We start from the raw sequence: 26,731 nt of genomic DNA on the forward strand, positions 1-26,731 counted from the left end.
TATGACAACTATTCTGCTTTGCAACGCTGATACACTTGCTATACCCTCTGCCCTCTTCTTACAGAGCAAGGGTATGCTTGCCGCTGTAGTAATACCAGGCCGTTCGGCCCATGTTTTGTTGCCCGTGCTGCAACAGGCAGGTATTCCGGCACATAAAACCCATGTGGTAACCAAAAAGAACCTGGTGTCTGTATTAAAAGAACTGACGATAGAAACCGGTGCTGCTGTAATAACTGCACTTACTTTTCCATGGCTGTTGCCCGATGAAATATTGTCTTGTCCCGCCCATGGTTGTTTGAATTTTCATTTTGGATTATTGCCGAAGTATAAAGGGGCTGATCCGGTTTTCTGGCAACTCCGGAATGGCGAAAAAGAAGGTGGTATTACCATACATAAAATGACCGGTGATATAGATTCCGGACCTGTGTTGTTCATTAACACCCTGCCGTTTATGCCGGGAGAAACCTACGGTATACATTGTGAGCGGCTGGGGCATCTTGCAGCAGCTATGATGCAGCAACTTCCCGCCAGATTAGCCGAAAGGCCATTGTCTGATACAGTAGCCGAAAATTCAGATGCTTTGTTTTTTAAGGCTCCTGATATACCGGCCCGAACCATTCAGTGGAATCAGTCTGCGCTGGATATTCAACAACTGATCAATGCCTGCAATCCTAAGTATGGCGGCGCCGATACCACTTTCCGCAATACCCCTGTGCGGGTGCTGGAAGTGTTACCGGTTGAGGTAAATAACCCTCAGGAAAATGTGTTGCCCGGTACTATTGTGCATGCAGATTTGATTTATGGTCTTATTGTGTCTGCCAGCGACCGTCAGTACTTGCGCATTACTATAGCGCAGGTAAGGGAAGGTTATTTATCGGGTAGCAAGCTGGCACAGCTGGGCTGGCAGCCTGGTGAAAGATTTATTTAGTCAACCTCATTCTTCATTTATAAAATTAAACATTATGGACGGAACAGTCGGTGAAATAAGATTGTTTGCAGCGGGCTTTGCCCCCAGAAGCTGGGCCTTTTGTCAGGGGCAGTTACTCCCCCTCAACAGGTACACCGCTTTATATGCTATTTTAGGAAGCAACTTTGGTGGCAATGGAACAAGTACTTTCGGATTGCCTGATTTTTCGGGCAGAACAGCTATTGGTGTTGGCCAGGCGCCCGGCTTGTCTCCTTATGTTGTTGGTCAGCAGGGCGGTAGCGTCAACGTAACCATTTTGTCCGGAGAAATGGCTGCGCACAACCACTCCTCTCCTGTTTCGCTGTCATCACCCGGTTCGGGAACAGCTACGTTGTATGGTTCTAACTCTGGCGACAGTGTAACGCCAGGTGGCAATTATATTGGTACAGACGGCGGTCTGGGTTTGTTCACTACTGATACTTCCACCCCGGTAGCTATGGCTACAACCTCTTTAGATGTAACCAATGTAGCTGCTTCCAAACTTACTTCAGTTACACTTGCAGCTACCGGTGGTACTACACCGCATAATAATATGCAGCCTTACCTTACACTTAACTATATTATTTGCATGACCGGTAACTTTCCGGCACGTAACTAATATTCATTACCAACAACTAGTAAAAATATTAAGCATGCAAGATGGAACTATGGCAGAGATACGTTGCTTTGCCGGCAATTATGCTCCTAAATACTGGGCGTTATGCGCAGGCCAGACCATGAATCTTTCTACCAATCAGGCATTGTTTGCTTTATTGGGTACTGTTTATGGCGGTAACGGATCTACTAACTTTAAATTACCCGATTTAAGAGGTCGCATTCCTGTGGGAACAGGTACATCACAATCGCTGGGTTTAACCTTTACACTCGGGCAAATAGGTGGTGAAGAAAACCATACACTTATCACCTCTGAAATGCCTCAGCATACACACGCAGTTGCGGTAACACAGGGCACAGGTAGTCCGGCTGTAAGTATAACCCTTAACGGCTCTTCCAGCTCAGGTAACACTACCAATCCCGCTAACGCATTGTCAGCTACGGATGATTCCAGTGGAAATATTGTTTTCTTTGCACCATCTGGTTCTACTAAAGTGGCAATGGCTCCAAATTCCGTTACTGTATCTAATCTGGTGTCAGGTGTACCCGGTGTAACTATAGGTACCGCAGGTGCCACTCAGGCGCACTCCAATCTGCAGCCGCTGGCTGTTTTAAATTATATTATTTGCGTGCAGGGGGTATTTCCCAGCAGAAACTAATTATTCATCTCATTAAACCTATTTTATATGGACGGAACTATTGGAGAAATACGCATGTTCGGAGGAACCTTCGCACCTGCAGGCTGGATGCTTTGTCAGGGGCAGCAGCTTAGTCTCAGCGACTATCAGGCATTATATACTATAATAGGTACTACTTATGGCGGGGATGGGCAGACTTCCTTTCTCCTGCCAAATATTAGCAGCAGGTCGGTGGTGGGCGCAGGTCAGGGAACTGGCTTAAGCAATTATATCCTTGGGCAGGTAAGCGGTACTGAGGGGGTAACTTTACTGCAATCGCAGCTTCCTGCGCACACGCATACGCCAACTATTCAAACCGAAACGGTTACGCCTGCGGCAACTGTTACCTTGTCCGGAACCAATACCGGCGGTAATGGCACTACTCCTGCGGGTTCACTTTATGGTACAGACAATAACCTGCCATTGTACGCTACGCCCGGCAGTGCTACACCTGTTGCAATGGCAGCAAATGCGGTTACCATTAACAGCTTTGCTGGTCCTTTGCCTACCGTAACCGTTGGTGTGGCAGGTAGCTCTCTTCCGCACAATAATATTCAGCCTTATACAGCCGTTAATTTTATTATTTGCGTACTGGGAATTTATCCTTCCAGAAACTAACAACGTAAGGTGTACAATAAAAAAAGCATGGTAAAACTTACCATGCTTTTTTTATTGTTACTGTTTCAATCAGAAAACCTTTATTATCGAAAGTCTGGTAGTTCCATCTGATGTTACCGGTGCTGCAACAGTTGTGTTTACGTTTGCACCAAGAATAGTTACCGTGCTACCTGCATCCAGCCAGCAAGCCATAGTTACCATGCCCGTACAAACGGAAGTAGATGGATAGTTAAGGCTGCTTACTGTAGTGCCCCAGGCAATGGTGTTGGTACCTACTCTGATACCCGGCCTTACAGATACGTTGGTGGTACCTGACACGGTTACAATGCCTGCGGTTACCACATATAATCCGGCTACGGCAGCTGTATAAGTAGTGCCATTAAAAGTGCCGGTAGTAGTAACGCCGGGTATTGCCGGATAGCTGTCGAAGGTAATTGTTCCAGGGGTTACTGTCGAACCTCCGGTAGGGATGCTATAAGTAGTATTTGAATTGGTTGCAATTACACCTACTGCGCCCCCGCCCCCACCAGAAGGCGTGGACCAGGTACCGTCACCTCTCAAGTAAGTGGTTGAACCGGCGGTGCCTGATGTAGTTCCGATTTTTCCCACTGTTACTGCGCCATCAGCAATTTTTGCGTTGGTTACGGCATTGCTAGAAATTGTGGTTACAGCTGAGGAATTTATCGTAACGTCTCCGGTCATTGTTTGGGGTACTCCGGGGGAGTATGGTGCTACTGCGCTGGTCAGAATAATCTGAGCGCCGGTAGTACCATTGGAGATGCCGCTTCCGGTTGCGCCTGTAGTGCCGGTGGCACCTGTTGCACCTGTTGCACCTGTATCTCCGGTTATACCCTGAATGCCCTGGATGCCTTGTGGTCCCTGAGGGCCTGTTGGTCCTGTATCGCCCGTCGCGCCGGTTGGGCCTGTTGCACCCGTGGCTCCGGTTACGCCCTGAATACCTTGTGGTCCCTGAGGACCTGTAGGTCCTGTATCGCCCGTTGCGCCGGTTGGTCCTGTAACGCCGGTTGCGCCAGTAGTTCCTGTATTACCTGTGGCACCAGTTGCGCCCTGAACGCCCTGGATACCTTGTGGTCCCTGAGGGCCGGTAGGTCCGGTATCTCCTGTTGCGCCGGTAGGTCCTGTAGCACCAGTGGCACCTGTATTACCTGTAGCGCCTGTGGCACCTGTATCTCCGGTTACACCCTGAATGCCCTGAATACCTTGTGGTCCCTGAGGGCCGGTAGGTCCGGTATCTCCTGTTGCGCCGGTAGGTCCTGTAGCACCAGTGGCACCTGTATTACCTGTGGCGCCTGTGGCACCGGTATCTCCGGTTACGCCCTGAATGCCCTGAATACCTTGTGGTCCCTGAGGTCCTGTTGCGCCGGTATCGCCCGTAGCTCCTGTTGCACCGGTAGGTCCGGTAGCGCCAGTGGCTCCTGTATTACCTGTAGCACCAGTAGCACCGGTGTCGCCCGTAGCACCCGTTACCCCCTGAATGCCCTGGATTCCTTGTGGACCCTGAGGCCCGGTTGCACCTGTTGCACCAGTAGCTCCGGTATTACCCGTAGCGCCTGTTACGCCTTGAATACCCTGGATTCCTTGCGGCCCCTGTGGGCCTGTTGCACCTGTGGCACCGGTAGCACCCGTTACACCCTGAATGCCTTGGATACCTTGTGGTCCCTGAGGGCCAGTGGCTCCCGTTGCTCCAGTTACACCCTGGATACCTTGTATCCCTGGTGCACCGGTTGCTCCAGTGGGGCCTGTTGCGCCTGCAACACCCGGAAGTCCGGGTATGCCCTGCGGGCCAGCCGCACCTGTAGCGCCCTGGATGCCCTGAATACCCTGAGGTCCGGTAGCACCCGTTGCACCGGTGGCACCAGTGGCTCCTGTAGGACCGGTGGGGCCGGGTGTACCATTACAGATGTAAATGGTGAGGTTAATAATAATTTCATTCGCATCCAGCACACCGTTGTTGTTGTTGTCGGTACCTACTTCTACTTTGGAACCGCCTGTGCCGCAATTTACGCCAGCAGGTTCTGCCGTGGTGCGTATAAGGGCGTTAGAGCCTTTGGCGCCTGCGGGGCCCATGGCTCCCAGAAACGACCAGTCGGGCGCTGCCGCTGTTCCTTTGTTAAAGTAAAAACCAACCGTTCCATCGGTCTGGTAAATCAGCAAGCCTGCAGCAGGGTTGGCAATGGCAAGTCGCTGCGTGGCAAGCATACGCGGAATCAAAAGACCTTTCTGGGTGCTCTTGATGTCCAGCATGGCACTGTTGTCGGGCGTGGAGCCATCACCGTTTACCCCTACGCTTTGCGCTTGGGCAACGGCGGGTCCTGCCAGTAACAGGCATAGAAGCGCTCGTTTTAGTTGCATGTTTTTCAAAATAAGAGTGTTGACTTTGATTATTGCTTAAGAATTTTATAAGCCCGGTTTTCAATGTTGATCAGGCGTACATAGTAAATACCGCGTATTACGTGGCTGATGTCGCAACTGATCATGTTGGCTCCTATCATCGCATTCATTTCTTTCTGTGCCACTACACTGCCCAGATTATCCACAACCTGTAGTGTTACTTTCTGATTTCTGAAGCTGCTGAAACGTACGGTTACCGGCCCGGAGGTTGGGTTGGGGTGTACGCTCAGGATGTGATTGGGGTATCCATCCGGTGCTATAGAGATAATATTGGAATAACGGTAGCTGCCGTCTTTAAATACTGTTTTATAACGATAGTATCGTGGACTTGTACCATGGTAAGGGCCACTCAGTAGTTCAGGATCGGTATAGGTATAGTCGTTAGCAATGGTGGTAGTGCCAGCCGCTGTTACATTGGCAAAGCGAACAAATGCATCACCGTTTACCGATCTTTCCAGTTCAAAATGGTCGGTATTCAGCTCATACAAAGTGCCCCAGCTCAATAACGCCCTGCTGTTAACCGCTACAACGGTAAAATAGGAAGAACGTGCAGGATCTGCTATTTTACTGGCTGGTATAAACTGCCCGAGCAATGAGGCATTGGTAATTTCCACATAATTTTCAGTGGGGTAAGTAACGCTGGTAGTTTCCAGTTCACCCCTGGGGGCGGATGGGTTTACCGAGTAAATGGCCAGTTCGTTTTCGGCAATACCCGCCAGTTCCTCCTCAAAGTAGTGAAAGCGGATAGTATTGTTGCCGGCAGTGCTGGAAGCGGAAGTTACATCATAAAACCGCCTGATACCCACAACGCTATCCAGTTCTACAGCACGGTGCCCACGTTTAATAGTGGTTAAACCCGGACTGCCGGCGCTGGTAATTTCCATGCCTATATTTCCGGGGTTTACACGGTTGGGAGTATTCAGCACCTGAGAACGGATCAGATAACCGCCTGCGGGGCCGGTTACGCGTGAGGCAGGCCGTTCGTTGTTAATAACACCGGTAGTGCCCAGACTGAGATCAAAGCCGTTCAGGTCTATATTCCCGTTTGTCATCGTAAGTGCATTGGTAACGTTTGCATTACGGTTGAGGGAAATAGTGCTGCCTGTTTTGTTAATAAGGAAATTGTAAAAGGTGGAATTGGTTGTGCCGGTAATGATGCTGGCGGTATTGCCGGTAAAAGCAAAGGTGCCGGCCCCGGCAACCAGGTTGCCTGAGTTGCTGAAGCTGCCGTTGTTTACCACAATACTGGCAGTTCCATCAACAACAATGTTTGCACCGTTACCAACTATAAGTCCCTGTGCTTTAGTGTTTTTACCTGTATGTAAGGCAAAAACAGACAAGGCTATGGCAAGAAGTTTAGAGCTCATGTTAATTCTGCAATAAGGTTAGTTAAAGTTTAAAATTATGTTATTTATATTAATTGAACACAATATTTTTCATTGTATCATTACAGCTGAATTGTTTATACCAATTGCTGATACATGAAAAGAAGTACTGAAGTGTTTATTTTACTGATTATTTGTTCCATTACGCTTGCTGTTTACGCTAATCATTTTCACAATGCGTTTCATTTTGATGATAGTCATACCATCAGTAACAATCTTAGTATAAGAGAAATTAAAAATATTCCTGTTTTTTTTACCGATGCATCTGCAATGAGTACGCTCCCTGCCAATCAGAGCTACCGTCCTTTGCTGGTAACTACGCTGGCTGTTGACTTTTATTTGTCAGGACAGACAAGTCCAACGCCTTTTATGTTTCACGTAAGCAGTTTTTTGTTTTTCTTATTATTAGGTGTTTTGTGTTATTATTTGTTCCGTTATTTATTGCAACAGGGAAGTGAGGTAACGGAAAACCGGTATATAGCACTTTTTACCACTGCCTGGTTTTTGTTGCATGCAGCAAATGCAGAAACAGTTAATTATATAATTGCCCGTTCAGATTTATTGTCGGTGTTATTAATGGTGGCTGGTTTTGTTATTTATTTTTACTCAGCATTTAGCCGCCGGTATTATTTGTACCTGCTGCCTGTGCTGGCTGGGTTGCTAACAAAAGAGCATACAATAATGTTTGTTCCAATTTTATTTTTTTATCATTTATTATTTCAGCAACCACAGGAATCTTTATCCGGAAACCGGTCACAATTCATAAAAACTATTTTTAGCAGTGTTAAAGTCATGGTGGTGCCTTTCGTTATTACTATGGCTATGTTTTTATTTGTACGCTCCATGACTGCCAAAACATGGACACCCGGTGGTTACGACCGCTGGCATTACATACTTACGCAGCCTGCGGTGTTATTTCATTATTTCTACAACTTTTTACTGCCCGCTAATCTGGTGGCCGATACTGACTGGACGGTAGTAAGCAGCATTACTGACGATCGTGTTTTTGCAGGCTTGCTATTTATTGCGGCGCTGGTGGCGGTATTTGTATGGGCGCTCAGGCAACAGCGCACACGTGCTGTTGCTTTTGGTATAGCCTGGTTTTTGCTATCCCTTGCCCCTACCAGTCTTATGCCGTTTGCAGAAGTTTTGAACGATCACCGCACTTTTTTTGCATATATAGGACTGTTTATTGCTGCAGCAACCCTTCTCCGTAATTTTCTGTTTACGCCTGATGATGCACGGTTTGCCAGATTAAAATGGCCTGTAATAGCCGCAGGTGTATTGTTTTTAACGGCACATGCCTTTGCTACCCGGCAACGCAACGCCATATGGAGTACCGAAAAGTTATTGTGGAAAGAAGCTACGGTAAAAGCACCCGGTAATGGCCGTGCCTGGATGAATTATGGAGTTGCTCTGATGGCAGAAGGTAACTTTGCCGAAGCGGAACGTTGTTTTATTAAAACCACGGAGCTGTGGCCCACCTATTCCTATGCCTATACCAACCTGGGGGTATCCAAACAATACACCGGCAATCCGGTTGTTGCAGAAGAATACTTTAAAAAGTCGCTGGCACTGAATGCTGCTGCGCCGGTAACCTACTCGCTGTACGGCAATATGCTGTTAAAGCAGGGGCGGCTGGATGAAGCCGCTATTCTGGCAGATAAAGGTCTGCAGCTAAGCCCCAGTCTGGAGCCTTTATTGCAGCTGCGCAGTGCTATCCGGGAAAAGAAACAGCAGCCAACGCCAACGCAGCCAGCTGCTGCAAAACCTGCTTCTACACCCGGGGCCGATGCGGCAGGATTGCTTAACCAGAGCCTGGCTTATTATAATACCGGCGATTTTAATAAATGTATTGAAACGGCAGAAGCGGCATTAAAAATTAAACCTGATTACGATCTGGCTTATAATAATATATGCGCAGCCTGGAACCGTTTGCAACAGTATGATAAAGCCATAGCGGCCGGGGAAAAGGGACTTGTTTACAATCCGGATAACCAGTTGCTCAAAGGTAATCTGGCTGAAGCGCGGCGGCTGAAAGGGCGGTAATTATTGCTCTTTTTTCTCCTTCTCCTGTTCGCTGGCCAGTTTTTCCTTTAACAAAGCCAGTTCCTGTGCCAGCGTAGTAATATGTTTATGTAGCCGGGAGTTGGCTACACTCAAATGCAACAGATAAATCATTATTAAAAATATCAACACTGTAAACACCAGGTTGGGGGCGGCATATACACCTACCAGTCTGGCCATCACCTCCAGCCCATCGCGCCAGAAAGAGAAAATGGTAAGCAGTGCCGTACAGATTATCCATACTATGGCGTATTCTTCCCGTAGCTTGCCTTTAATAATAAGAGAGGATATATACATTACAAAAAGAAGGTCTATAATAATAGTAATAATCTGTACCCTTGCCATAGTGCCTTTTAATAGCTGCGAATAAAAGAAAAAAACATAGAAATAGTTACTTTAACCATATAGTATATGCTGGTAAAGCTGCGTATGCTGGATTGGCCTGTTTCCCGGTATTTCATTACCACCGGGGTTTCGGCAATCTTCAGGCCTGCCTTTGCAAAAAACACCAGCGATTCTGGCTCGGGATATTCATCGGGGTAAAAGGCTGCTGCCCTTGCAATGGCTTTTTTATCCAGTAAGCGGAAGCCGGAAGTAGAGTCGTATACAGAATTACCCGTAAACAGCCTGTTAAGCCAGTGAAAGTATTTGATACCTACGCGGCGCGCCTGTGAGCTTTGAAAGCCTTCTTTCCTTATAAACCGGGAGCCTATTACCACATTGGAATTGCTTTGCTCGTAGCAGTGTAACAGCTTGGCTATTTCGGCAGGCGGGTGCTGCCCGTCTCCATCCAGCTGCAGCGCCAGATCAAAATGGTGTGCATGTGCATACCGGAAGCCGGTTTGCATAGCGCCGCCAATTCCCAGGTTTACCGGCAAATCCAGCACCGTTACTGCTTCTTTGCGGGCAACTGCTACAGTAGCATCCCGCGAAGCATCGTTCACCACTGCCACAGAAACCTGATAGCCAGGCAGTTGCAGTTGTTTTAATTGGGGTAATAGTATGGGCAGCGAATCCGCTTCGTTAAAGCAGGGTATTATAATCAGCAGGTTTGGTGTGGTAAGCTTCATTGACAAGTATTGTTACAACAAAGTAAATCTACGGTATACTAAACAATAAAGCATAATAATATTACTTTTCCATTTGTTGTTGTCAGTTGCTATCATACGTTTGAATAGCTTTTTTGTTCCATCAGTTATGCATTTTTCGCCATTCTACGGTACTATCCTTTCCCAGTTTAATTACCAGTGTTCTTACCCCTACGGGAAAGGGGATTCCAGGAAATGTTTTAAGGCCAACCCTGTAATAAAGATGTCCGTTATTGGTGTAATCCGGCTGACCCAGCAGATTGGTTACCTGTGTAATGTTAAGGCCGTGCAGGCGCACGCTGTCTATTAAATACTGCAACATTTGTTCGCGCCAGGGATATTGCCCGTCTTCCTGTATGGCCCATTGGGTTTTATTGAACTTTGTTTCTGTAGGTGCGGTGGTTTTCTTTGCAGGGTTACTACATGCGGTAAGGCCGGTACATAATAGTAAACGGGTTATAAACTGTTTCATAAGAGGCGTTTATGCAAATTAACTACTTAGCTTTCAAACCGGTGCTGCAGATTTTAGCAGAACTGTGTAATATATGCCCCATGTATGGGGAAACGGCTTTTTAATGAAGGGAGGAATATATTGACATTGCTATTGCGCCAGTATGCACAACCCGCTTCTTAAAAACTATTACCTGTTACATGATCGACCAAGTGAACGTGAACTATCCTGATGCTATCAGCCAGCTGTCTGCCTTATCCATGATGGATTTGTCTCCTGAGTGTATTAAAATCATTTCCGGCTCAGGCCATGTACAATATATTAACCGTGCAGGTTTAAACTTCGTAGAGGCTGAAAGTGCAGAAGGTATTATTGGTGCCCTGGTGTACGACTTTATTGCGCAGGAGTATGTAGAACAATGGAGGGGTAACCACATAGCCGTGTGTGCAGGGGAAGCCCGTACCTGGGATTATAAGGTAAACCGGCTTAAAGGGAACGGTAAGGCATCTGGAAACCTATGCTGCACCGCTGGTGCTGCCTGATGGTACTACTATGCAGCTGGCGGTTACCAGAGATGTTACAGGGCAGAAGGGTGCAGAGGCCAGCGCCATAGAAAGCGAATTCCGTTTTCATACACTGGCTGAAGAAGCCCCTTTATGGATATGGCTTACAGATAAAGCGGGTAAAGTAAAGTATGCCAATAAAGCCATGCTTGCCTGGCTGGGTTTTCAGCAGCATACTGCTATAAGCCGCGAGGTATGGAGTACGTTTGTGCATGTTGCCGATCAGCATCTGCTTGCTAAGATAGTGCAGCAGGCATACGAGAATAAAGCCGCCTATAACATAGAATGCAGGGTTCGCAGCTGCCACACTCAGGAGTATGAATGGTTTGCCTTTACCACAGTGCCCCGGCATATTAACGGGTTATTTGACGGTTTTGTGGGCACAGCCAGTAATATTGATATGCAAAAACGCTCTGTGGAAGCGCTGGAGTTTCGCGTACAGCAAAGAACCCGCGAATTGCACGAAGCCAATGCTGCGCATGGTGGCAGTATTGAAGCAGAAGGGGTACCCGGCCAGGGCGCTCTGTTTAAAGTAATACTGCCCGCTTAATGCTAACCAGGAAGGCGGCTTTTGTACGCCATTTTTATATGAATGGCAACACCTGTCTGGCTGCTTTCCAGGTTAAACTCTCCATCTACCTGTTCAGCCAATCCGCGCATCAGGTTCATACCTAACGAACCGGAAGCGGCGTTGCCGGAGTGCATGCCTACGCCATTATCGGAAATAGAAAGCAGGCACAGGGCCTCGTCCAGTATTTTCAAAGCCACATGTACATGTCCTTTGCGTCCATCTGTAAAAGCATATTTAATGCTGTTTGTAATGGCTTCATTTAATATCAAACCCAATGGAATGGCCTGCACCACGTCCAGCGCAATAGCATCGCAATCCACCGAGAACTTAATAGTATCCCGTATTTCAAAACTGTCTTTTAAAAATTCCATTAGTTCTGAAATGTACCAACTCATGTCTATACTACCCAGATTGTCAGATTGATACAGTCGTTGGTGAATTAATGACATGGCGTACATTCTCCGCTGACTGTTGCGGATAGCAGCAATGGCATCTTCGTTTTCCAGGTGGCGGCTTTGGGTGTTAAGTAAACTAATAGCAATCTGCAGATTGTTTTTAACGCGGTGATGAATCTCCTTCAATAACCATTCTTTATCTGTTACCAGTTTTTTCAGCAGTTCGTTCTGTTCGTTAATTTCCTGTTGCTGCTTTTGCAGTTTCCGGTTGCTTTTCTGTTTTAACCGGTAACGGTTGTATAGCAGAATTAAAAACAGCAACAGCATAAACGAGCCGCCTATTACCAGGTAACGGATGTTCTTTTCTTCTTTTAACCGTGTTTCCTGTGCCTGCTCCCGGCTTTGCAGCAGAATAATGTTTTTATCTTTTTTCTCTGTTTCATACTGTAGCAGCAACTCTTCCAGCTGTTTGCTTTTTTCAACGGTTAACAACGAATCTGAAAAAACTTTGTGTAGCCGGAAATGGCTGAGGGAGGAAGGGTATCTGCCCATGGCAGAATCGGAAATGGCATACAGTAATTCCAGTTTGGATGAGCGCTTAAAGTCTTTGCCATACTTTATTCCTTTTTTATAAGCTTCCAGGTAGGGATAGGTTTGCGCGTATTGGCCGGCAGCCTGCAGGTATAAGATCAGGGAAGGTTTTATAAACTGATAACCAGGGTCATCTTCATCTACCATTTTATATACGTTCAGCAGTTGGTTGTAATGGATTTCTGCATGCTTCAGGTCGTCCAGTTCCAGATAATTGCTGAGGAAGATTACAGCGGTAATTGCCAGCCTTTCTTCATCATTTTTAACGGGATATTTCCGGAGTGATTTTTCCAGAAACTCATTCGACTCGCGGTTGCGTCCTAATTTTGCTTTGGTATCTGCTATATTATTAATAAGAATAGTAACGGCGGTTGTATCATGTGCAGCCTCTGCAATGGCATATGCTTTTTCAAAATAGCTTTCTGCTGATTTATGGTCGTTAACCCTTACATAGGAAAAGCCCAGCCTGTTATACACCGTTGCCATAAAATTGGATGAGTCTCTGAGTGCTTCTGCAGTTTTTACAGCTAACAGCAGGTTTCGGCGTCCTTCTACAACATTGCTCATTCCCAGGTGAATAGATCCTAATAAAGTATAGGCTTCCTGTAGCCGCTCATACCGTATCTCTTTATAAATACTCATCACCTCGTTCATAATGGCCAGTGCCTTATCTAACTGTTCATCATTGCCGTAGAAATCGGCAATCAGTTGTTTGGTTTCAGCTTCTTTTAACCTGTTACCGCCGGAGCGGTAAATGGCTGCGGCTTTTTCATAATAAGCCATCTTCTCATCCAGTTTCTTATGGCTTCCGTCTACGCCCGCTGCTGATAATATTAAACACGCTGCCTGGTCGTCGGGCGTGCCCCATTCCTTAAATATGTTCATGGCCCTGCGGCACAACGCTACCCCTTTATCAAACTGCTTCAATTCCATATAAGCCTTCGCTTGCACCAGAATAGACCTGCCCACGCCTTTTTCATATCCAATGTTGTTACTGATTTGCTCTGCCTGCGTTGCCTGTGCTATACCGTATTCCAGATCGGGGCCAAACTCCCCTATTTTCATAATTGCCGAATCGGCCCGTTGCAATAATATAGCAATGCTGTCCTGTGCCTGTTTCTGGTTCGGTTTTTTGCTACCGGGCGTGGTATTATTACTGTGGGTGCAACTGCAAATCAGTGCCACTATACATATAAACAAGGTAAGGCGGTTGCCTGGGGTTGATAAACAGCTCATGTGCAGCAGGTTTGTTGTGTTAGTAAAGTTGCAACTCCGGGCCATTATTGGTAACGGGTTTGTATGCCCAGTTTCTTCATTTTAGAGTACAGGGTTTGTGGCAGTATACCCAGCATTTCTGCGGCCCCGGATTTGCCGGATACACGGCCGCTGCTTAGTTTCAACGCTTTCAGTATATGGTTTCTTTCCATTTCTTCCAGTGTTTCCAGCGGCCCGGAGCCTGGGGTTGATACCATATCTGCATCTGAAGGAAGTTCAATTTCTGTTATAGCATCTGTTTGTGCTAGTATTACCGAACGTTCTATCACATGCTCCAGCTCGCGTATATTGCCCGGCCATTCATACGCCTGCAGTTTAGCCATTGCATGTTGGGTTATGCCGCTAATATGTTTTTGTACACTCTGGCAGTATTGGGTAAGAAAATGTTGCGCCAGTAAGGGAATGTCTGCTTTACGGTTGCGCAGGGGGGGCAATTCTATAGGAAATATATTTAAACGGTAATAGAGGTCTAGCCGGAACCGGCCGGTAGCTACTTCTTTTTCCAGATTGCGGTTGGTGGCGGCTATTACCCTTACATCTACTTTTACTACGGCACTGTTGCCCAGCCGCTCTATTTCCCGCTCCTGTAATACCCGCAGCAGCTTTATCTGGGCTTCCGGTGGCAGCTCCCCTATTTCGTCCAGAAAAATGGTGCCGTTGTTTGCCTGCTCAAATTTACCCATTCTCTTCTGGCTGGCTCCGGTAAAGGCTCCGCGTTCGTGTCCGAATAACTCCGATTCAATCAGCGAAACCGGTAAAGCTGCACAGTTTACGGTTACAAAGGGTTTGTTGCGCCTTGCAGATAACTTGTGTACGGCCTGTGCAAACCGTTCTTTACCGGTTCCGCTTTCGCCCATCAGTAATACCGAGGTATTGGTGCCAGCCACGGAATGTACTTTTTCCAATGCAGCAGTAAGGGCGGCACTGTTGCCAATAATGCCGGTATCTACTTGTAACAGGCTGTTTTTAGCCGTATCTCTGGCTTTAATTTTACCCGTTTCCACATCATACCGGTAGGCGGCAATATCCAGCATTACAAACAAATCCCGCTCGCGGAATGGCTTTACCAGAAAGCCGTATGGCTGGGTTGCTTTTGCTGCTTCCAGCATTTGCTGATTGGTGTTAGCGGAGATATACAGAAAAGGAATTTTTTGCGCCAGCAGTTCTTTACCCAGCGTAATGCCAGTAGTTTCAGTTTTCAGCATAATATCTACCAGCACCCAATCCGGCTCTTTTTCCGGAATCATTTTTCGTGCCTGTTCCACAGAAGCCGCTATACCACACACCTCATACCCGCCGCCCAGCAGCATATCCCGCAGATCGTTTGCTACTATAAACTCGTCTTCAACTATGAATATTCTTTTCTTTTTCATGGTAACCACTCATCCTCTACATGCGAAAATAACGGAATGCTTTGCGGAAATTAGAAAATAGCGTGCTGTTATAAATGATATTATCCCCTCCTGCCGGCTTTGCCTGCGTGGAGGGGATAATTAATGGTAACATTATGTGCCGGCATTAGCCTTTTATGAAAGCAAGAATGTCTTTATTAATAGTAGCTGCCTCTGTGGTAGGCATACCATGTGGAAAACCCGGATAGGTAATTAACGTACCCTTTTTCAGCAGCTGAGCGGCTTTTACTGCAGTGGTTTTGTAAGGTACAATCTGATCATCCTCGCCATGCAGTACCAGTACCGGTATATCAACGCTGCTCAGATCTTCCGTAAAATCAGTTTCAGAAAAGGCTTTAATGCATTCGTAATGGGCCAGTATACTGCCCATCATCCCCTGTCTCCACCAGTTTTCGCGTACGCCCTCTTTTACATTGGCGCCTTCGCGGTTATAGCCGTAAAATGGTAACGAAAAATCTTTAAAGTATTGCTGCCTGTTGGTAGCGGTCTGCGCGCGTATATCATCAAAAACCTGCATTGGCACCCCCTCCGGGTTGGCTGCGTTCTGCACCATAAATGGCGTTACAGCGCTTACCAGAACCGCTTTTGCCACGCGGCCTTTACCGTATTTGTTAACATAGCGTATTACCTCGCCGCCGCCGGTGGAATGGCCAACGTGTATAGCATTTTTTAAATCCAGCGCCTCTGCCAGCTGTGCTACATCCGATGCGTAAGTTTCCATTTCGTGCCCGGTAGCGGTTTGTGCAGAGCGGCCATGCCCCCTGCGGTCGTGTGCAATAACACGGAAGCCCTGTTGCTGAAAAAACACCATTTGCGCATCCCAGTCGTCGCTGCTCAGCGGCCAGCCATGGTGAAATACAATCGGTTGGCCCGTACCCCAGTCTTTGTAATACAGTTCTGTTCCGTCTTTCAGTTTTAGTGTGCTCATTTGTGTTGTGGTTTTGATAGTGGTTAATGTTTGCAGCATATAGTTGGCTAAAGCTGTGCCGGCTTTTATTTTGCTGATTATCAGTTGTTTGAGGTGCTTTTTGCTTTTTGAAATTTACGGTATGCCGTGAATTTATGAGTAAGGTTGGCATTATGCTGCTGAAAACGTCTGCTCCATTCAATTGTAGGTGATGGAATGGAGCAGTATATTTATCGGGTATATTCTAAAAAATATGGTAGTGGAAATTATAAGTAGAACAGTGTAGCGGGCAACTGGATTTAGTTTTCCCACTTTGTTTGGTATTTGACAGTTATTTTTTAGCTTTTTCTTCGTCCGGCTTAGTATAAAGGAGTTTTACATCGCCGCGCAAATCAATCAAAAACGCATGTGCTTTCAGTTTTGCTGTTTTAATGCTACCGGTGTGGTCCAGGTATCTGGTTGTATATTGCTCTAACTTTTCGGCCAGTGCGCTGGCATACTTGCGGTGTGCTTCTTCTTCCTCGTCTTCTTTTCCCGGCCCAAAGCTGCCATCTTTCAGGAATATTTTGTAGGCGCCGCAATCTCTATGTTCAATAATATACACATCCATTATCTGATGCAGGTCAATAGCTGCCTGCACATGATCAAAAAAAGTATCTTTCCAATGCGTGAAGTTGGAGTAGTGTTTTAAAACGTCAGGATTATAATCGGATGGATAGCTGGCTACCTGTGTTGTTACGGATGTGCCGGCCATGGTAAAAAAATCAAATCTGTTTTGCAGGTTATCGTTGTTTAAAAAGGCCATGGTTTCGTCTGTTAAGCGTAAATCTATGCAGCCTAACACCAGTACATTCTTTAGAGGCATGTTGTAGTCGCCTCTAACGGTAAGCACCCTTAGCATATAATATATTTTTATTTGGTTATGTTCTAAAGTTAATAATATAATTATTGCAATAATATTTTTTTCTGATCCAGTACAAATATGCACGTGCTCTCTGTATAGGTGCTCCCATGGGGATGAGGATATACAAGATTTACATAAAACGTCCGGAAGCCATTGGTAGGGTAAGGTAGAGTTACAGTTTGGCTGGCGGCCTCTTCTTTTGTCAGTTTGCTCCCATTTCTGTTGGGAGAAGTGAATGTCGTTTGAGTTGGCTTGCCATAAAATTATTTCCTGTAAAGCCGCATTGGTGGCTTTTATATGAATAACTGCCTCTTTAGCATTTGAGCCGGCTTGCCATTGACATACGGGGATGTGGCGGGCGTAATACGGGCGGCTGATTGTTGAGCAAGACCTGCACTGGCAGGGCATAGCATTATTGAAATAAGTAGATATAAAAACAACTTCTTCATAAGTAAGTAATTGCTTTTTTATAATAAGCGTTAGCTTTTACAAGATAAGGTATGGATGAGATCAGAATGATTTAGCTAACAAACAGGTGCCTTACAATTAGGTTCTGTTTATGAATCAGTGGGAAATGCCGACTTTATTTTTTCTCCGGCGAGCTGGCGGAAATGCTCAGAAAGCTCTCCCATTTGCCCGGACAACTCTCCGGAGCGGCCGGAGAGCTCTACCGGCCTTTCCGCCAACTCTCTGATTTGTCCGGAGAGTTGGCGGAGCATTCCGGAGAGTTGCCTGAAATGGCCAGAAAGTTGCCTGAGCGTTTCAGAGAGTTGCCTGAAATGACCAGAAAGTTGCCTGAACGTTTCAGAGAGTTGTCTGATTTGCCCGGAGAGTTGCCTGAAATGCCCGGAAAGTTGGCGGAAATGATCAGAGAGTTGGGCGGGCAAATGCATAAACTTTCAAAAGCGCGTAAAATATGCTACGGGAAGTTATGAATACCCTAGCCGGCCGGTATATTACTTTGTTTTGGCTGATATTTTTTGAAATATTTTTGGAATAATATTTTGTAATTCAACACTTTCCCCTATTTTTGCCATCCCAAACAACAACGATGGTCCTGTGGCCGAGAGGCTAGGCAGAGCTCTGCAAAAGCTTCCACAGCGGTTCGAATCCGCTCGGGACCTCAAAAAAAGGATTACAAATATTGTAATCCTTTTTTGTTTTTATCTATCTTAACAACCTGCCATGAAAACATCCGTTCCCCAAACAGCAACACTATCCAGCAGAAGCGGAGACAATTCTCCCGCTCTCTCCCCATCCAACGGATTCCTGCACCAAACGACCTGCAATCCGTTACAATTATTAGCAGAAGGTTTAATAAAGCAATCACGCTTTAATCCGATGCAATTGCTTGCCAGCCGGCAATCAACGGTAGCTGCCATCTATCCATCCACTCAGGTTATTCAAAAAACAGCCGGAACGGTAAATTCAGTTAACACCGGATGGGAGGTTATGTCAACTTATGGCAACCACGGCCCCTACACCATTGCCAACCTCGCAGAAGTACAGGCGCATCTTCAGAATGGTCTTGCGGTAGATTATGAAAATATGAAAAATGGCTCTGTATGGATATACCGCATTGGCAACCAGGATTTTTCTAAACCGCAACCGCCGGCAAAGAAACAAAACCTCGGCTCCCCTATTAATCTGCACCATACCATCCCTAACAATCTGGGATTACCACTTACGGCGGAAACAGCGCCGAAAGACAGGCCATGGCTTATGGGGAATAACTTCAATATTGATTTCGGTGGCGGAACAGATCCCGTGGCAGTAGACGGGAAAACCGAACACCAGCAACTGCATGACGGCTCCCTAAGCTCTACCGCTTTCAGGGGCAATTCCGTATCGATCAGCTGGACACTCTATTATGATGATGCCGGAAAAATTTTAAGTTCCCCCCTTTCCTTCAACGCGCTCAAGCATGCCAGAAGCGCAGACTTTAAGCATTACACAGATATTGATCTGAACGATATGTATGCGTTAGGAAGAATTATATCCGGAGGTAATAAATACAATACCAAAGATTCCAAACAAACAGCGGGTGGCAGGTATCATAGTGAACGGGACATGATATTACAGGCAGAACGTCTGCCCGACTTTGGGGGTACTATTGCCGCAGCAGTGACAGACGAACTGGGGGATACAGGCATTCCGAAATTACTTATGATTCACGTTCACTCTCATAAACTTAGAATCTGCGAAGATTGCTATCAGTTTCTCGAAGCCTTTATGGGTGGAGGCTGGATCACCACCGCCAAAGCTGGTATTAAAGGTGGCGATAACATGAAGATTAGTATGTTTACCAGCGCCGATGAAAAGCATCCCATTCTTTCAGAGCGGAAATTCCCCGATGCGTATAAAGAAAACGACACGATAGACATCGATGACCTGCCCGACATACTTAATATGGATGTGTTGCGGCATTCCCCCAAATAACATTACTCTCAGATAACCCTATGGAGGACAATGGGATGACTTTTTGCAGGTAAAGGTGATGGAACCGGAAATGCCTGCTATTGCCGGTCCATAATCACGTACTATGAAAATCCTATTAACAGGCTAAACAGACAAGCATATAGCAATCTGCACCTTCATGCTATCTTTTAATGTTTAAGTAATTATAAAATATTTATCTTAACCTACATAAAAACTACTATGGGAAATATTTACAAAGTGGTCTGCGCCGTCTATGCAGAAACATTTAAAAACCTGTCTCCGGAAGGGAAAGGCAAAACAAAAAACAATACCATTTTAATGGGTTCTTATGTAAGGCTACTGGAAGAAACGCAGCCAGGGTGGCAGAAGGTTGCCGCGTTTGGTATTGAAGGATGGATAGAAGAACGCCACCTGGGTGATAGTCCGGGCTTTAAGTGCTTTTATGTTGATGTTGGTCAGGGAGATGGGGCATTGATTGAAGTGGGGAGTGACGCGGATGGCAAAAAGATACTGATAGATGGCGGACCATCAGATAACCTGAGCAGATACCTTAGTAAATGGCAGTATAAATATCAGTTCAATAACAATACCACCGTTCACTTTGATTATGTGTTTATAAGCCACTTCGATAAGGATCACTATAATGGCCTGATTGATATCATCAACGATGAGCATTATACATTCGGAACCATTTACCACAATGGTATTGCCAAGTTTAATAAGGAAAAAGTAAACTTTCCGGATGATTATACATCGGGGCTGGGCCGGACGGAAAAGGCAGGAAAGACAAAGTATCTGACAACTTCTTTTGATACCCTGGACGAACTGAATGCACTTAAAGAAAACGGCGGCATGCTGGATTTGCTGGAGAAATTTGTATCGGCAGTTAACAATGCCAGCGCACAGGGGCGGCTGGGCAACTTCATGCGATTAGACTATAAGGGGAAAATAGCAGGGGTTACTATTAATGCACTGCCGTTTACCATTGAGGTACTGGGGCCTGTTACATCTGTTGTTAACAATGCCATTGCTTATAAGTATTTTGATGATGAATCGCATACCATTAACGGCCATAGTATTGTGTTAAAAATTACTTACGGCAGCAAAAGCTTTTTGTTCGGCGGCGACCTTAATATACCGGCGGAAGATCATTTGCTGGAACACTATGGAGGCGAAAACCCCTTTGAGGTAGATGTGGCAAAATCCTGCCATCACGGAGCATCTGAGTTTACAACTGCTTACATGGCAAAAGTTAACCCGCTGGCTACCGTTATATCATCTGGCGATAACGAAAGCTATTCTCACCCCAGAGCAGATGCTATTGGCTGTGCCGGTAAATATTCCAGGGCAGAAAGGCCGCTGGTGTTTTCAACAGAACTGGCGCGTTCTACCAATGTAAAAACGGATGAGGTTAAGTATGGCATGATTAATCTAAGGTGTGATGGAGATAAAATAATCATGGCGCAGATGAAGGAGGCAGTTTCGGAAGGCCGGGTTTGGGATTTGTATGAGTTGTAGTTACCCGGCTCCTGATTTGCATAAATAATTAAGTAGGCCGCCTTTACAACAGGCATGCTTCTGTATGTCTGTTGTAAGGTATTGTGGCAGCACACATCTTAGTCTTTCGTTGGCATATATTGATTTATCAGTTCTTCATAGTCTTTAGTATTGGTGTCCCGGTAACCTGTAAATGATTTTAAAGCTCTATTATTTTCATCAAGAAACACCACCAGCGGAACTGCTGAAATTCTGTACTGTGCTTTTATGGTAGCAGCTGTATGATAGGGAAGCGCAAATTGCTCCCACCGCATTGTTTCTTCTGTCAGCGCTTCTATCCAATGCTCTTTATTTTCATCCAGAGATATGCTTTTAATTACCAGACCCGCGGATGAGTAGCGGTCATGTATCTGCTTAATAAGTGGAATTTCCTGCCTGCAGGGGCCGCACCAGCTTGCCCAGAACACCAGCATGGTCAGTTTCCCTTTTCGCTCAAACAGTTTACCCACTGTATTATCGGGCTTTACCAGCTCCATATCCGGGTAAGCATATCCCGGTGGAACAACGTTGTTAGCATAGCTTTTCAGTTTGCTGGCCGTGGGCGATTTCCATACATCTTCGTTAAACAGGCTTAACAGAACATTAATTTCTGCCGGAGTAAAAGAATCTCTGTATTCATACATTTTATGAACAAGAAAGTAAGAGCCGCTATGCCTTGCTATCAGGTCTTCCATATACTCATACCAGCTACCCCTTTCTTTATAGTACCCCAAGCCTAACCGGCTGATTACGGGGTCAAAATATAGTACGCTTTCTGAGGTAGGTGTAAGGGACACTCTTTTTAGTTTCGAAGAATAATCTCCCTTTATTATATTGTTGCCGTGTACCAGAAATATTCCATTGTTTGAAAATGTGTCTTTTGTTGTGGAGGTGATAGGATTAATAAAGAATATTCCATTATTCTTTTTAAGGTTGGTATCGGGTATATATATGCTTGCTGTAAAGGGTTCTTTATATTTTGTATCGTCCAGTTCAAAATGAAATTCTCCGTTTTTATATTCAGCAGAATCCAGAATATGCTCCCAATGATAGGCGTCTGTCAGATACACCTGACTCGCTGGTATGTTTTTTATATAGCCTGTAATTTTTATCTTATCCGTTTTTGGTTTGCACCCGAATACAAGCAGCAGTAAAAGAGTTGGTGGGGTTATTCTCATGTCAGCAATATTAATTTATTAAAAATAAAAAAGTGCTGTATTTACAGCACTTTAACAATAATGAGAAAAGATTACTACTGCAGATTAAAAGCTGACCTGCCTGCACTGCTCTCCACTGCAACACGGCATTCAGGAGCGTCTGCCCCGTTAAGCCCGCTGAGCAGGACTACCCCGGTAGTGCCTTTGTTCACATGCATCTCTTTCCAGGCTCTACTACCCTGCCGGTACTGTATTATATACCCTGTTGCTTTCTTAACAGGCGTAAAGAATACCAAAGCCTGCGTGCTGTTCCTTAGCAGGCCACGCACAACGGGCGCTTTGGGCAACAGTCCGCCATCGGGTGTAATAGAGATCTCTTCCGACCACTCACTCATATAAGCGTTGTGTTTCATCAATTGCATCCGGAAATAATAAATTTTGCCATTCTCCAGCCCGGGCACCCACAATACCCCTTTTGTTTGTGATTGCAAAGTGCGTGCATTACTATAGTCACCTTTAATGGTAGTGTATTGAATACGGTACAGATAGTCGTCAGCATTAGAAGCGTAGCCTACAAAAAAGCCACTGTCAGCCGGCTCCGTGTAATAGATCAGCGGAGGCGCAACCCCGTAACCAATTTTCACTGTCTGCACAGGAGAACGGGTTTCGCCCGCATCATTCATTGCCACTACCTGGTATTGATACGTTTCATAAAAATCCAGATGCGGTATGTCTGCAAAATGATTGATGGTAGGTGCTGTTTCCTGTGTAAGATTGCCTTTGCCATACCTTACCTTATACCACTTTGTCAGTGGATTTTTAGTAAATACAATACGTATGGAACCCGTATGGGGTGTAAGATTGTTCATTTCAGTACGTACGCCCGTAGCATATACTACTGTGGGCGCAGCTGGTTTCTGCAGGTTAACGAGAGTATCGTAGACGGAGTATTGTAAAGGCGAAAGTAATTCAATGTGCAGGGCCGCAATAGCCGGATTGGGCGTCCATTGCAGCGGGAAGCTGAGGGCAGCATCGCCTGGTTGTATAACGGGCAGCGATACAATGCCGCCATCCAGTATTTTTTGTGCAGTATCTATCGCTTTCCAGGCTACCAGGTAGTTGCGTAGTGTATAAGCAGGCAAATCCAGCTTTTTGCGCGGGGTAATTACCAGCGTAGCAGATGTGGTTCTCGCTTCTCTTAGCTGCATTTCCCTCACTGGCGCATATTCTTTACGAAAGGAATAATAAGCCCGTTTTTTTTGACGGTACACATCCACAATGCCCCATGAGCGATTTTCTGAGTGCTCTTTGGTACCGGCATAGTTGCTGCGGTAGTCGTTAAAAGTCCACAGCGAGCCCCCAATCAGGTACGGCTTAAAACGCAAGGAGTCCAGCATCGCTTTGGCCGGCGCATCGGTATCCAGTGTTTCACCCAGCTGGCCATAACCATACTCTGTATAAAACAATATTTTGGAAGGGTACAGTTCGTGAATGCGATCTGCCAGCATACCTATGGAAGACCCATATTTGTTAATCAGGCCAAGATCGCCGTATTGTATCGGGTCATTTTCCCGGTCACTCATGTGCGATACTACCACACCCAGGTGCAAGCTATCGGTACGGTGTACGTAATCAATGGCATCCTTTACATATTCCAGCACCGTAGGGTATTGGCTTATCTCGTTGCCTACGCACCAGCCAATGACACAGGGGTGATTATAGTCGCGATCCATCAGTTGTTGCAGCCATTTGCGGGGTAAGGGTTGTTGTTTGTCTGCCAGTGGATCAAGCCCCCACAGCGATATTTCATCAAATATCAGCATGCCTTTTTCATCCAGGTAATCCATCGCCTCAGGCGGCAGGGGCAGATGCGATAAGCGGGCCATGTTTGCGCCAAGCTCCTTCATCAGGTCTATATCTTCTTTAATGCGCCATAAGGGCAAGGTGTTGCCGGTGGTGCGGTCGTCAGGCACCAGGTTAAAGCCCATGGGGCGTAATGGCTCGCCATTCAGCAGAAAAGTATAGGTAGCATTGTTCAATTCTATTTTACGCAGGCCAAAACGGTTGGTAAGCTCATGTACTTTGTTCTGTCCGCTGTACAGGCTAACGGTACAATGGTACAGGTACGGGGCATCCACTCCCCATAAATGAAAGTCTTTACCTGCCAGTGTAGCTGTTACCAGCACTTCTTTCGTATTACTGGCTGGTACAGCGGCTGTAAAGGGCAGTACCCGGCGCAATCCGTCTGGGCTTGTCAATACCACTTCGCCGCGCATGTTTTCTGCGGTAGTACCGGTATTCTTCAGCAGCACCTTCACGGTAACGTTTGCCGTTTTGTTTTTCAGATTCACTACCGGTGCAATCCATTGCCGCTCTGTTATTACCGCATTCCCCGCCACCAGAAACACCGGGCGGCGTATACCACCCCAGTTCCAGATAGCTCCGCGGCGGTAGCTGTTATCGGCACACACCACTACCGTATTGGTGCCGCCATAATTCAGGGCTGCCGATACATCAAATTCAAAGGGCAGAAAGCCGCTGTGGCTCTCCCCCAGCAGTTTGCCATTCAGCCATACCTTACTGTTATGAAACACTGCTTCAAACTGCAGGCGAACCAGCTTTCCCTTCCAGCCGGCCGGTACTGTCAATGGCCTTCTATACCAGGCTTTACCGGCATAGTGGGCATATTCATTATGCGTATCCCAGTTACCTGGCACTTGCATGGTTTCCCAGCCGGCAATTTCCAAAGCTGGCTGGTACCAGCCTTTGTTTTCACCGGTATTGTTTGGGTCTGTTTTAAAATGCCAGGCGCTGTTTAAGGATAAGGTATCTTCTCCGGCTGTCTGCGCCTGCACAGAAAAGGCAAGCTGCAAACAAAGCAATGTGTATATATAGTATTTGGTCATGATACAATGGTTGTAACGGGTGTAGATATGTTTTGGGGTTGATGCAGGCGTATTGCTTCCTGCGCCAGCCGTTGTTTAGAGCGGCGGGCTGCCAGCAGGGGTATGATGGCTGCAAACAATATGGCCACAGCAATGCCTGCAGTAAGCGTGCGGCCGGTGGTAGCTATAAAGCTTAGTCCAAACAGCATCAGGGCCGTAAACAGCAGGGAAAAGGCTATCACCTGCAGGCCAAAATGATTCTGCTTTTTTATGGCATAAGCCTCTTGCGGGTCAATGCTCTGTGCTTCTTTTGTAGCCTCCCGCTGTTCCCCTATATAGCGGGTATAGTCGGTACAGGCTGCCAGCCTGTTGCGCTGGTACCATTCATTTAAAAGCAGTAGCAACAGCGGCAGGCCCACACCCAGCACCATTTCCTGCGCACGGCTTAGTTTAAAGGCAATGGTATAGGGTAATATCAGCTTACACACTATATTCAGGCCAAGGGTAACAATGCTGATGCAGAAGGCCGCCGTACCGGAAAGCCGTTTTGAATACAAGGCCCATATAGGCGGTGCCAGCAGCGGGCCAGCTGTTACAGCGGCTATGCTTAACACCACTTCTACCATACCACCAATAGAGGGTACTATTAACGCAATAAAAATCATAAAGGCACCAAAGAACCAGGAAGAAAGGCGGGCTACCTTCATCAGTTGCCGTTCGCTGGCGTTCGGGTTTATAGCTGTTTTGTATACATCATTCGTAAACACAGCAGATACCACGTTCAGTGTGGTATTGGCTGTGGCAGAAGTAGAAAAATACATGCCTGTAAGCATCAGCCCCATCAGGCCGGGAGGTAATACCAGCTGGCAAATGCGCAGGTAAGCATTCTCCGTATCCAACCCCTGCAAACCGGGATTAATTACTTTGTAAATCATAGGTGGCAGCATCCATATGACCGGACTTATCAGATACAGCAATGCAAACAGCAATGCCACCTTTTTAGCCGATCGGGCACTGTCTACACTGGTATACCGTTGTACAAATGTCCAGTTGCCGCCAATATAAAAAATATGGTACAAGGCAAACGCCATAACAAAACCGATGGTGTATTCGCCATTTAATACGTTGAAGAAAGCATCCGGTGCCTGCGTTGTAAAAGCGCTAAACCCACCCACTTTTTGCAGCGATAAAGGCAGTATTATCAGCACCGCCGCTGTCAATACCACAAACTGTAGAATGTCCGTTACCATTACGGCCCATAAGCCACCCACTGCAGTATAGGCAATCATCATAATACCCAGTACAACGGTAGCAGGCATTAACGGAAAGCCGAGTGATACACTGATCAACCTGGCAACAGGATACAACACCGCCCCTTTTATAAACAGCGAAACTGCCATAAAAATGTATACATACAGCTTGTGTACACTGCTGCCAAGCCGCTGCTGAATAAATGCTGCGGCCGTAAGGCTACCTGTACGCTTCCAGCGCGGCGCAATAAACAGGCCGGCTATTAAAGCGCCGAAGGCCATGGTCCATTGAATAGTTACCGATACCCATCCATATTTGTAAGCAATAGAACCCCAGGCTACAAAGGTGCCTGCAGAAAAGAAACTCATAAACAGCGAAAGGCCGCCAATAAACCAGGGTACGGCTTCCCCGCCGGCAAAAAAAGATTTGATGTTGCGTCCCGTACGGGCAAACAACATGCCCATACAGAGAATAAAGGCAGAGAACACAACAATAACAAGCGTATCTAAAGACGTACTCATACTCAGGTTTTATAATTGCTCAGGCATCGTTAGTAATTCAGGTGTTTGCAGAGGGCTTTGTAAAC

At 46.3% G+C, this 26,731-nt stretch carries 22 protein-coding genes and 1 tRNA gene; 11 read left to right on the plus strand and 12 right to left on the minus strand.

The features are described 5' to 3' along the window. The first annotated feature begins 1 nt into the window (after window position 1). The 4 genes from IEY13_RS16420 to IEY13_RS16435 are packed head-to-tail and all read left to right on the plus strand — an operon-like array spanning window position 2 to window position 2,856. Window positions 2-928, plus strand: coding sequence for a methionyl-tRNA formyltransferase (locus IEY13_RS16420; RefSeq protein ID WP_188954041.1), 927 nt, complete (start codon window positions 2-4; stop codon window positions 926-928). A 34-nt stretch (window positions 929-962) separates the two neighbouring features. Beyond that, window positions 963-1,565, plus strand: coding sequence for a phage tail protein (locus IEY13_RS16425; protein WP_188954043.1), 603 nt, complete (start codon window positions 963-965; stop codon window positions 1,563-1,565). A gap of 34 nt (window positions 1,566-1,599) precedes the next feature. Beyond that, window positions 1,600-2,220, plus strand: coding sequence for a phage tail protein (locus IEY13_RS16430; RefSeq protein ID WP_188954045.1), 621 nt, complete (start codon window positions 1,600-1,602; stop codon window positions 2,218-2,220). 27 nt (window positions 2,221-2,247) lie between these two features. Beyond that, a complete protein-coding gene (locus IEY13_RS16435; protein WP_188954047.1) occupies window positions 2,248-2,856 on the plus strand; it encodes a phage tail protein in 609 nt (202 codons plus the stop codon). Window positions 2,857-2,925: 69 nt separating this feature from the next. On the opposite strand, the gene IEY13_RS30370 is transcribed toward IEY13_RS16435, so the two are convergent. Together IEY13_RS30370 and IEY13_RS16445 are read right to left on the minus strand one after the other, a co-directional pair. Then, window positions 2,926-5,229 (minus strand): phage tail-like protein, encoded by a 2,304-nt coding sequence (locus tag IEY13_RS30370; protein ID WP_308421168.1) that lies wholly within the window; start codon window positions 5,227-5,229, stop codon window positions 2,926-2,928. A gap of 29 nt (window positions 5,230-5,258) precedes the next feature. Next, window positions 5,259-6,635, minus strand: a complete 1,377-nt coding sequence (locus tag IEY13_RS16445) for a T9SS type A sorting domain-containing protein (RefSeq protein WP_188954049.1) — start codon at window positions 6,633-6,635, stop codon at window positions 5,259-5,261. A 114-nt stretch (window positions 6,636-6,749) separates the two neighbouring features. Between IEY13_RS16445 and IEY13_RS16450 the strand changes: the two genes are divergently transcribed. Then, the gene (locus IEY13_RS16450; RefSeq protein WP_188954051.1) at window positions 6,750-8,702 is read left to right on the plus strand and encodes a tetratricopeptide repeat protein; all 1,953 of its coding nucleotides are present in this window, start codon (window positions 6,750-6,752) and stop codon (window positions 8,700-8,702) included. On the opposite strand, the gene IEY13_RS16455 is transcribed toward IEY13_RS16450, so the two are convergent. The 3 genes from IEY13_RS16455 to IEY13_RS16465 all read right to left on the minus strand — a co-directional run bounded on the left by IEY13_RS16455 (window position 8,703) and on the right by IEY13_RS16465 (window position 10,280). Then, on the minus strand, window positions 8,703-9,065 hold the full coding sequence (locus IEY13_RS16455) for a DUF2304 domain-containing protein (protein ID WP_188954054.1): 363 nt from the start codon (window positions 9,063-9,065) through the stop codon (window positions 8,703-8,705). An 8-nt stretch (window positions 9,066-9,073) separates the two neighbouring features. Beyond that, the gene (locus tag IEY13_RS16460) at window positions 9,074-9,790 is read right to left on the minus strand and encodes a glycosyltransferase family 2 protein (RefSeq protein WP_188954056.1); all 717 of its coding nucleotides are present in this window, start codon (window positions 9,788-9,790) and stop codon (window positions 9,074-9,076) included. A gap of 121 nt (window positions 9,791-9,911) precedes the next feature. After that, window positions 9,912-10,280 (minus strand): hypothetical protein, encoded by a 369-nt coding sequence (locus IEY13_RS16465; RefSeq protein WP_188954058.1) that lies wholly within the window; start codon window positions 10,278-10,280, stop codon window positions 9,912-9,914. A 179-nt stretch (window positions 10,281-10,459) separates the two neighbouring features. On the opposite strand from IEY13_RS16465, the gene IEY13_RS16470 reads away from it, so the two are divergent. Then, entirely contained in the window at window positions 10,460-10,801 is a 342-nt protein-coding gene (locus tag IEY13_RS16470) for a hypothetical protein (protein ID WP_188954061.1), read from the plus strand. Continuing rightward, on the plus strand, window positions 10,791-11,372 hold the full coding sequence (locus IEY13_RS16475; protein WP_188954063.1) for a PAS domain-containing protein: 582 nt from the start codon (window positions 10,791-10,793) through the stop codon (window positions 11,370-11,372). Before IEY13_RS16470 ends, IEY13_RS16475 begins: the two co-directional genes overlap by 11 nt. Window positions 11,373-11,374: 2 nt before the next feature. On the opposite strand, the gene IEY13_RS16480 is transcribed toward IEY13_RS16475, so the two are convergent. From IEY13_RS16480 to IEY13_RS16495, 4 genes are all read right to left on the minus strand, one after another. After that, complete coding sequence (locus IEY13_RS16480) at window positions 11,375-13,615, minus strand: tetratricopeptide repeat-containing sensor histidine kinase (RefSeq protein ID WP_188954065.1); 2,241 nt, start codon at window positions 13,613-13,615, stop codon at window positions 11,375-11,377. A gap of 44 nt (window positions 13,616-13,659) precedes the next feature. Next, window positions 13,660-15,027 (minus strand): sigma-54-dependent transcriptional regulator, encoded by a 1,368-nt coding sequence (locus tag IEY13_RS16485; protein WP_188954067.1) that lies wholly within the window; start codon window positions 15,025-15,027, stop codon window positions 13,660-13,662. Between the two features lie 145 nt (window positions 15,028-15,172). Next, window positions 15,173-15,994 (minus strand): alpha/beta fold hydrolase, encoded by an 822-nt coding sequence (locus tag IEY13_RS16490; protein WP_188954069.1) that lies wholly within the window; start codon window positions 15,992-15,994, stop codon window positions 15,173-15,175. A gap of 310 nt (window positions 15,995-16,304) precedes the next feature. Further along, window positions 16,305-16,874 carry a hypothetical protein gene (locus IEY13_RS16495; RefSeq protein WP_188954071.1) on the minus strand — a complete coding sequence of 190 codons (570 nt, stop codon included), beginning with the start codon at window positions 16,872-16,874 and terminating at the stop codon, window positions 16,305-16,307. Window positions 16,875-17,509: 635 nt separating this feature from the next. Between IEY13_RS16495 and IEY13_RS16500 the strand changes: the two genes are divergently transcribed. From IEY13_RS16500 to IEY13_RS16515, 4 genes are all read left to right on the plus strand, one after another. Next, a complete protein-coding gene (locus tag IEY13_RS16500; protein WP_188954073.1) occupies window positions 17,510-17,812 on the plus strand; it encodes a hypothetical protein in 303 nt (100 codons plus the stop codon). Between the two features lie 118 nt (window positions 17,813-17,930). Continuing rightward, a tRNA-Cys gene (locus IEY13_RS16505) sits at window positions 17,931-18,001 on the plus strand. Window positions 18,002-18,062: 61 nt separating this feature from the next. Next, window positions 18,063-19,316, plus strand: coding sequence for a hypothetical protein (locus IEY13_RS16510; protein ID WP_188954075.1), 1,254 nt, complete (start codon window positions 18,063-18,065; stop codon window positions 19,314-19,316). Window positions 19,317-19,535: 219 nt separating this feature from the next. Further along, window positions 19,536-20,834: a ComEC/Rec2 family competence protein gene (locus tag IEY13_RS16515; RefSeq protein WP_188954076.1), complete on the plus strand. Its 1,299-nt coding sequence runs from the start codon at window positions 19,536-19,538 to the stop codon at window positions 20,832-20,834. Between the two features lie 98 nt (window positions 20,835-20,932). On the opposite strand, the gene IEY13_RS16520 is transcribed toward IEY13_RS16515, so the two are convergent. From IEY13_RS16520 to IEY13_RS16530, 3 genes are all read right to left on the minus strand, one after another. Then, on the minus strand, window positions 20,933-22,030 hold the full coding sequence (locus tag IEY13_RS16520; RefSeq protein ID WP_188954078.1) for a TlpA disulfide reductase family protein: 1,098 nt from the start codon (window positions 22,028-22,030) through the stop codon (window positions 20,933-20,935). Window positions 22,031-22,104: 74 nt separating this feature from the next. After that, window positions 22,105-24,915 carry a sugar-binding domain-containing protein gene (locus tag IEY13_RS16525; protein ID WP_188954081.1) on the minus strand — a complete coding sequence of 937 codons (2,811 nt, stop codon included), beginning with the start codon at window positions 24,913-24,915 and terminating at the stop codon, window positions 22,105-22,107. Beyond that, entirely contained in the window at window positions 24,912-26,666 is a 1,755-nt protein-coding gene (locus IEY13_RS16530; RefSeq protein ID WP_188954083.1) for a sodium:solute symporter family protein, read from the minus strand. The genes IEY13_RS16525 and IEY13_RS16530 overlap by 4 nt, the downstream gene beginning before the upstream one ends. Window positions 26,667-26,731 lie beyond the last annotated feature (65 nt).

It is taken from the genome of Filimonas zeae, from assembly GCF_014641615.1.
Classification (GTDB): domain Bacteria; phylum Bacteroidota; class Bacteroidia; order Chitinophagales; family Chitinophagaceae; genus Filimonas; species Filimonas zeae.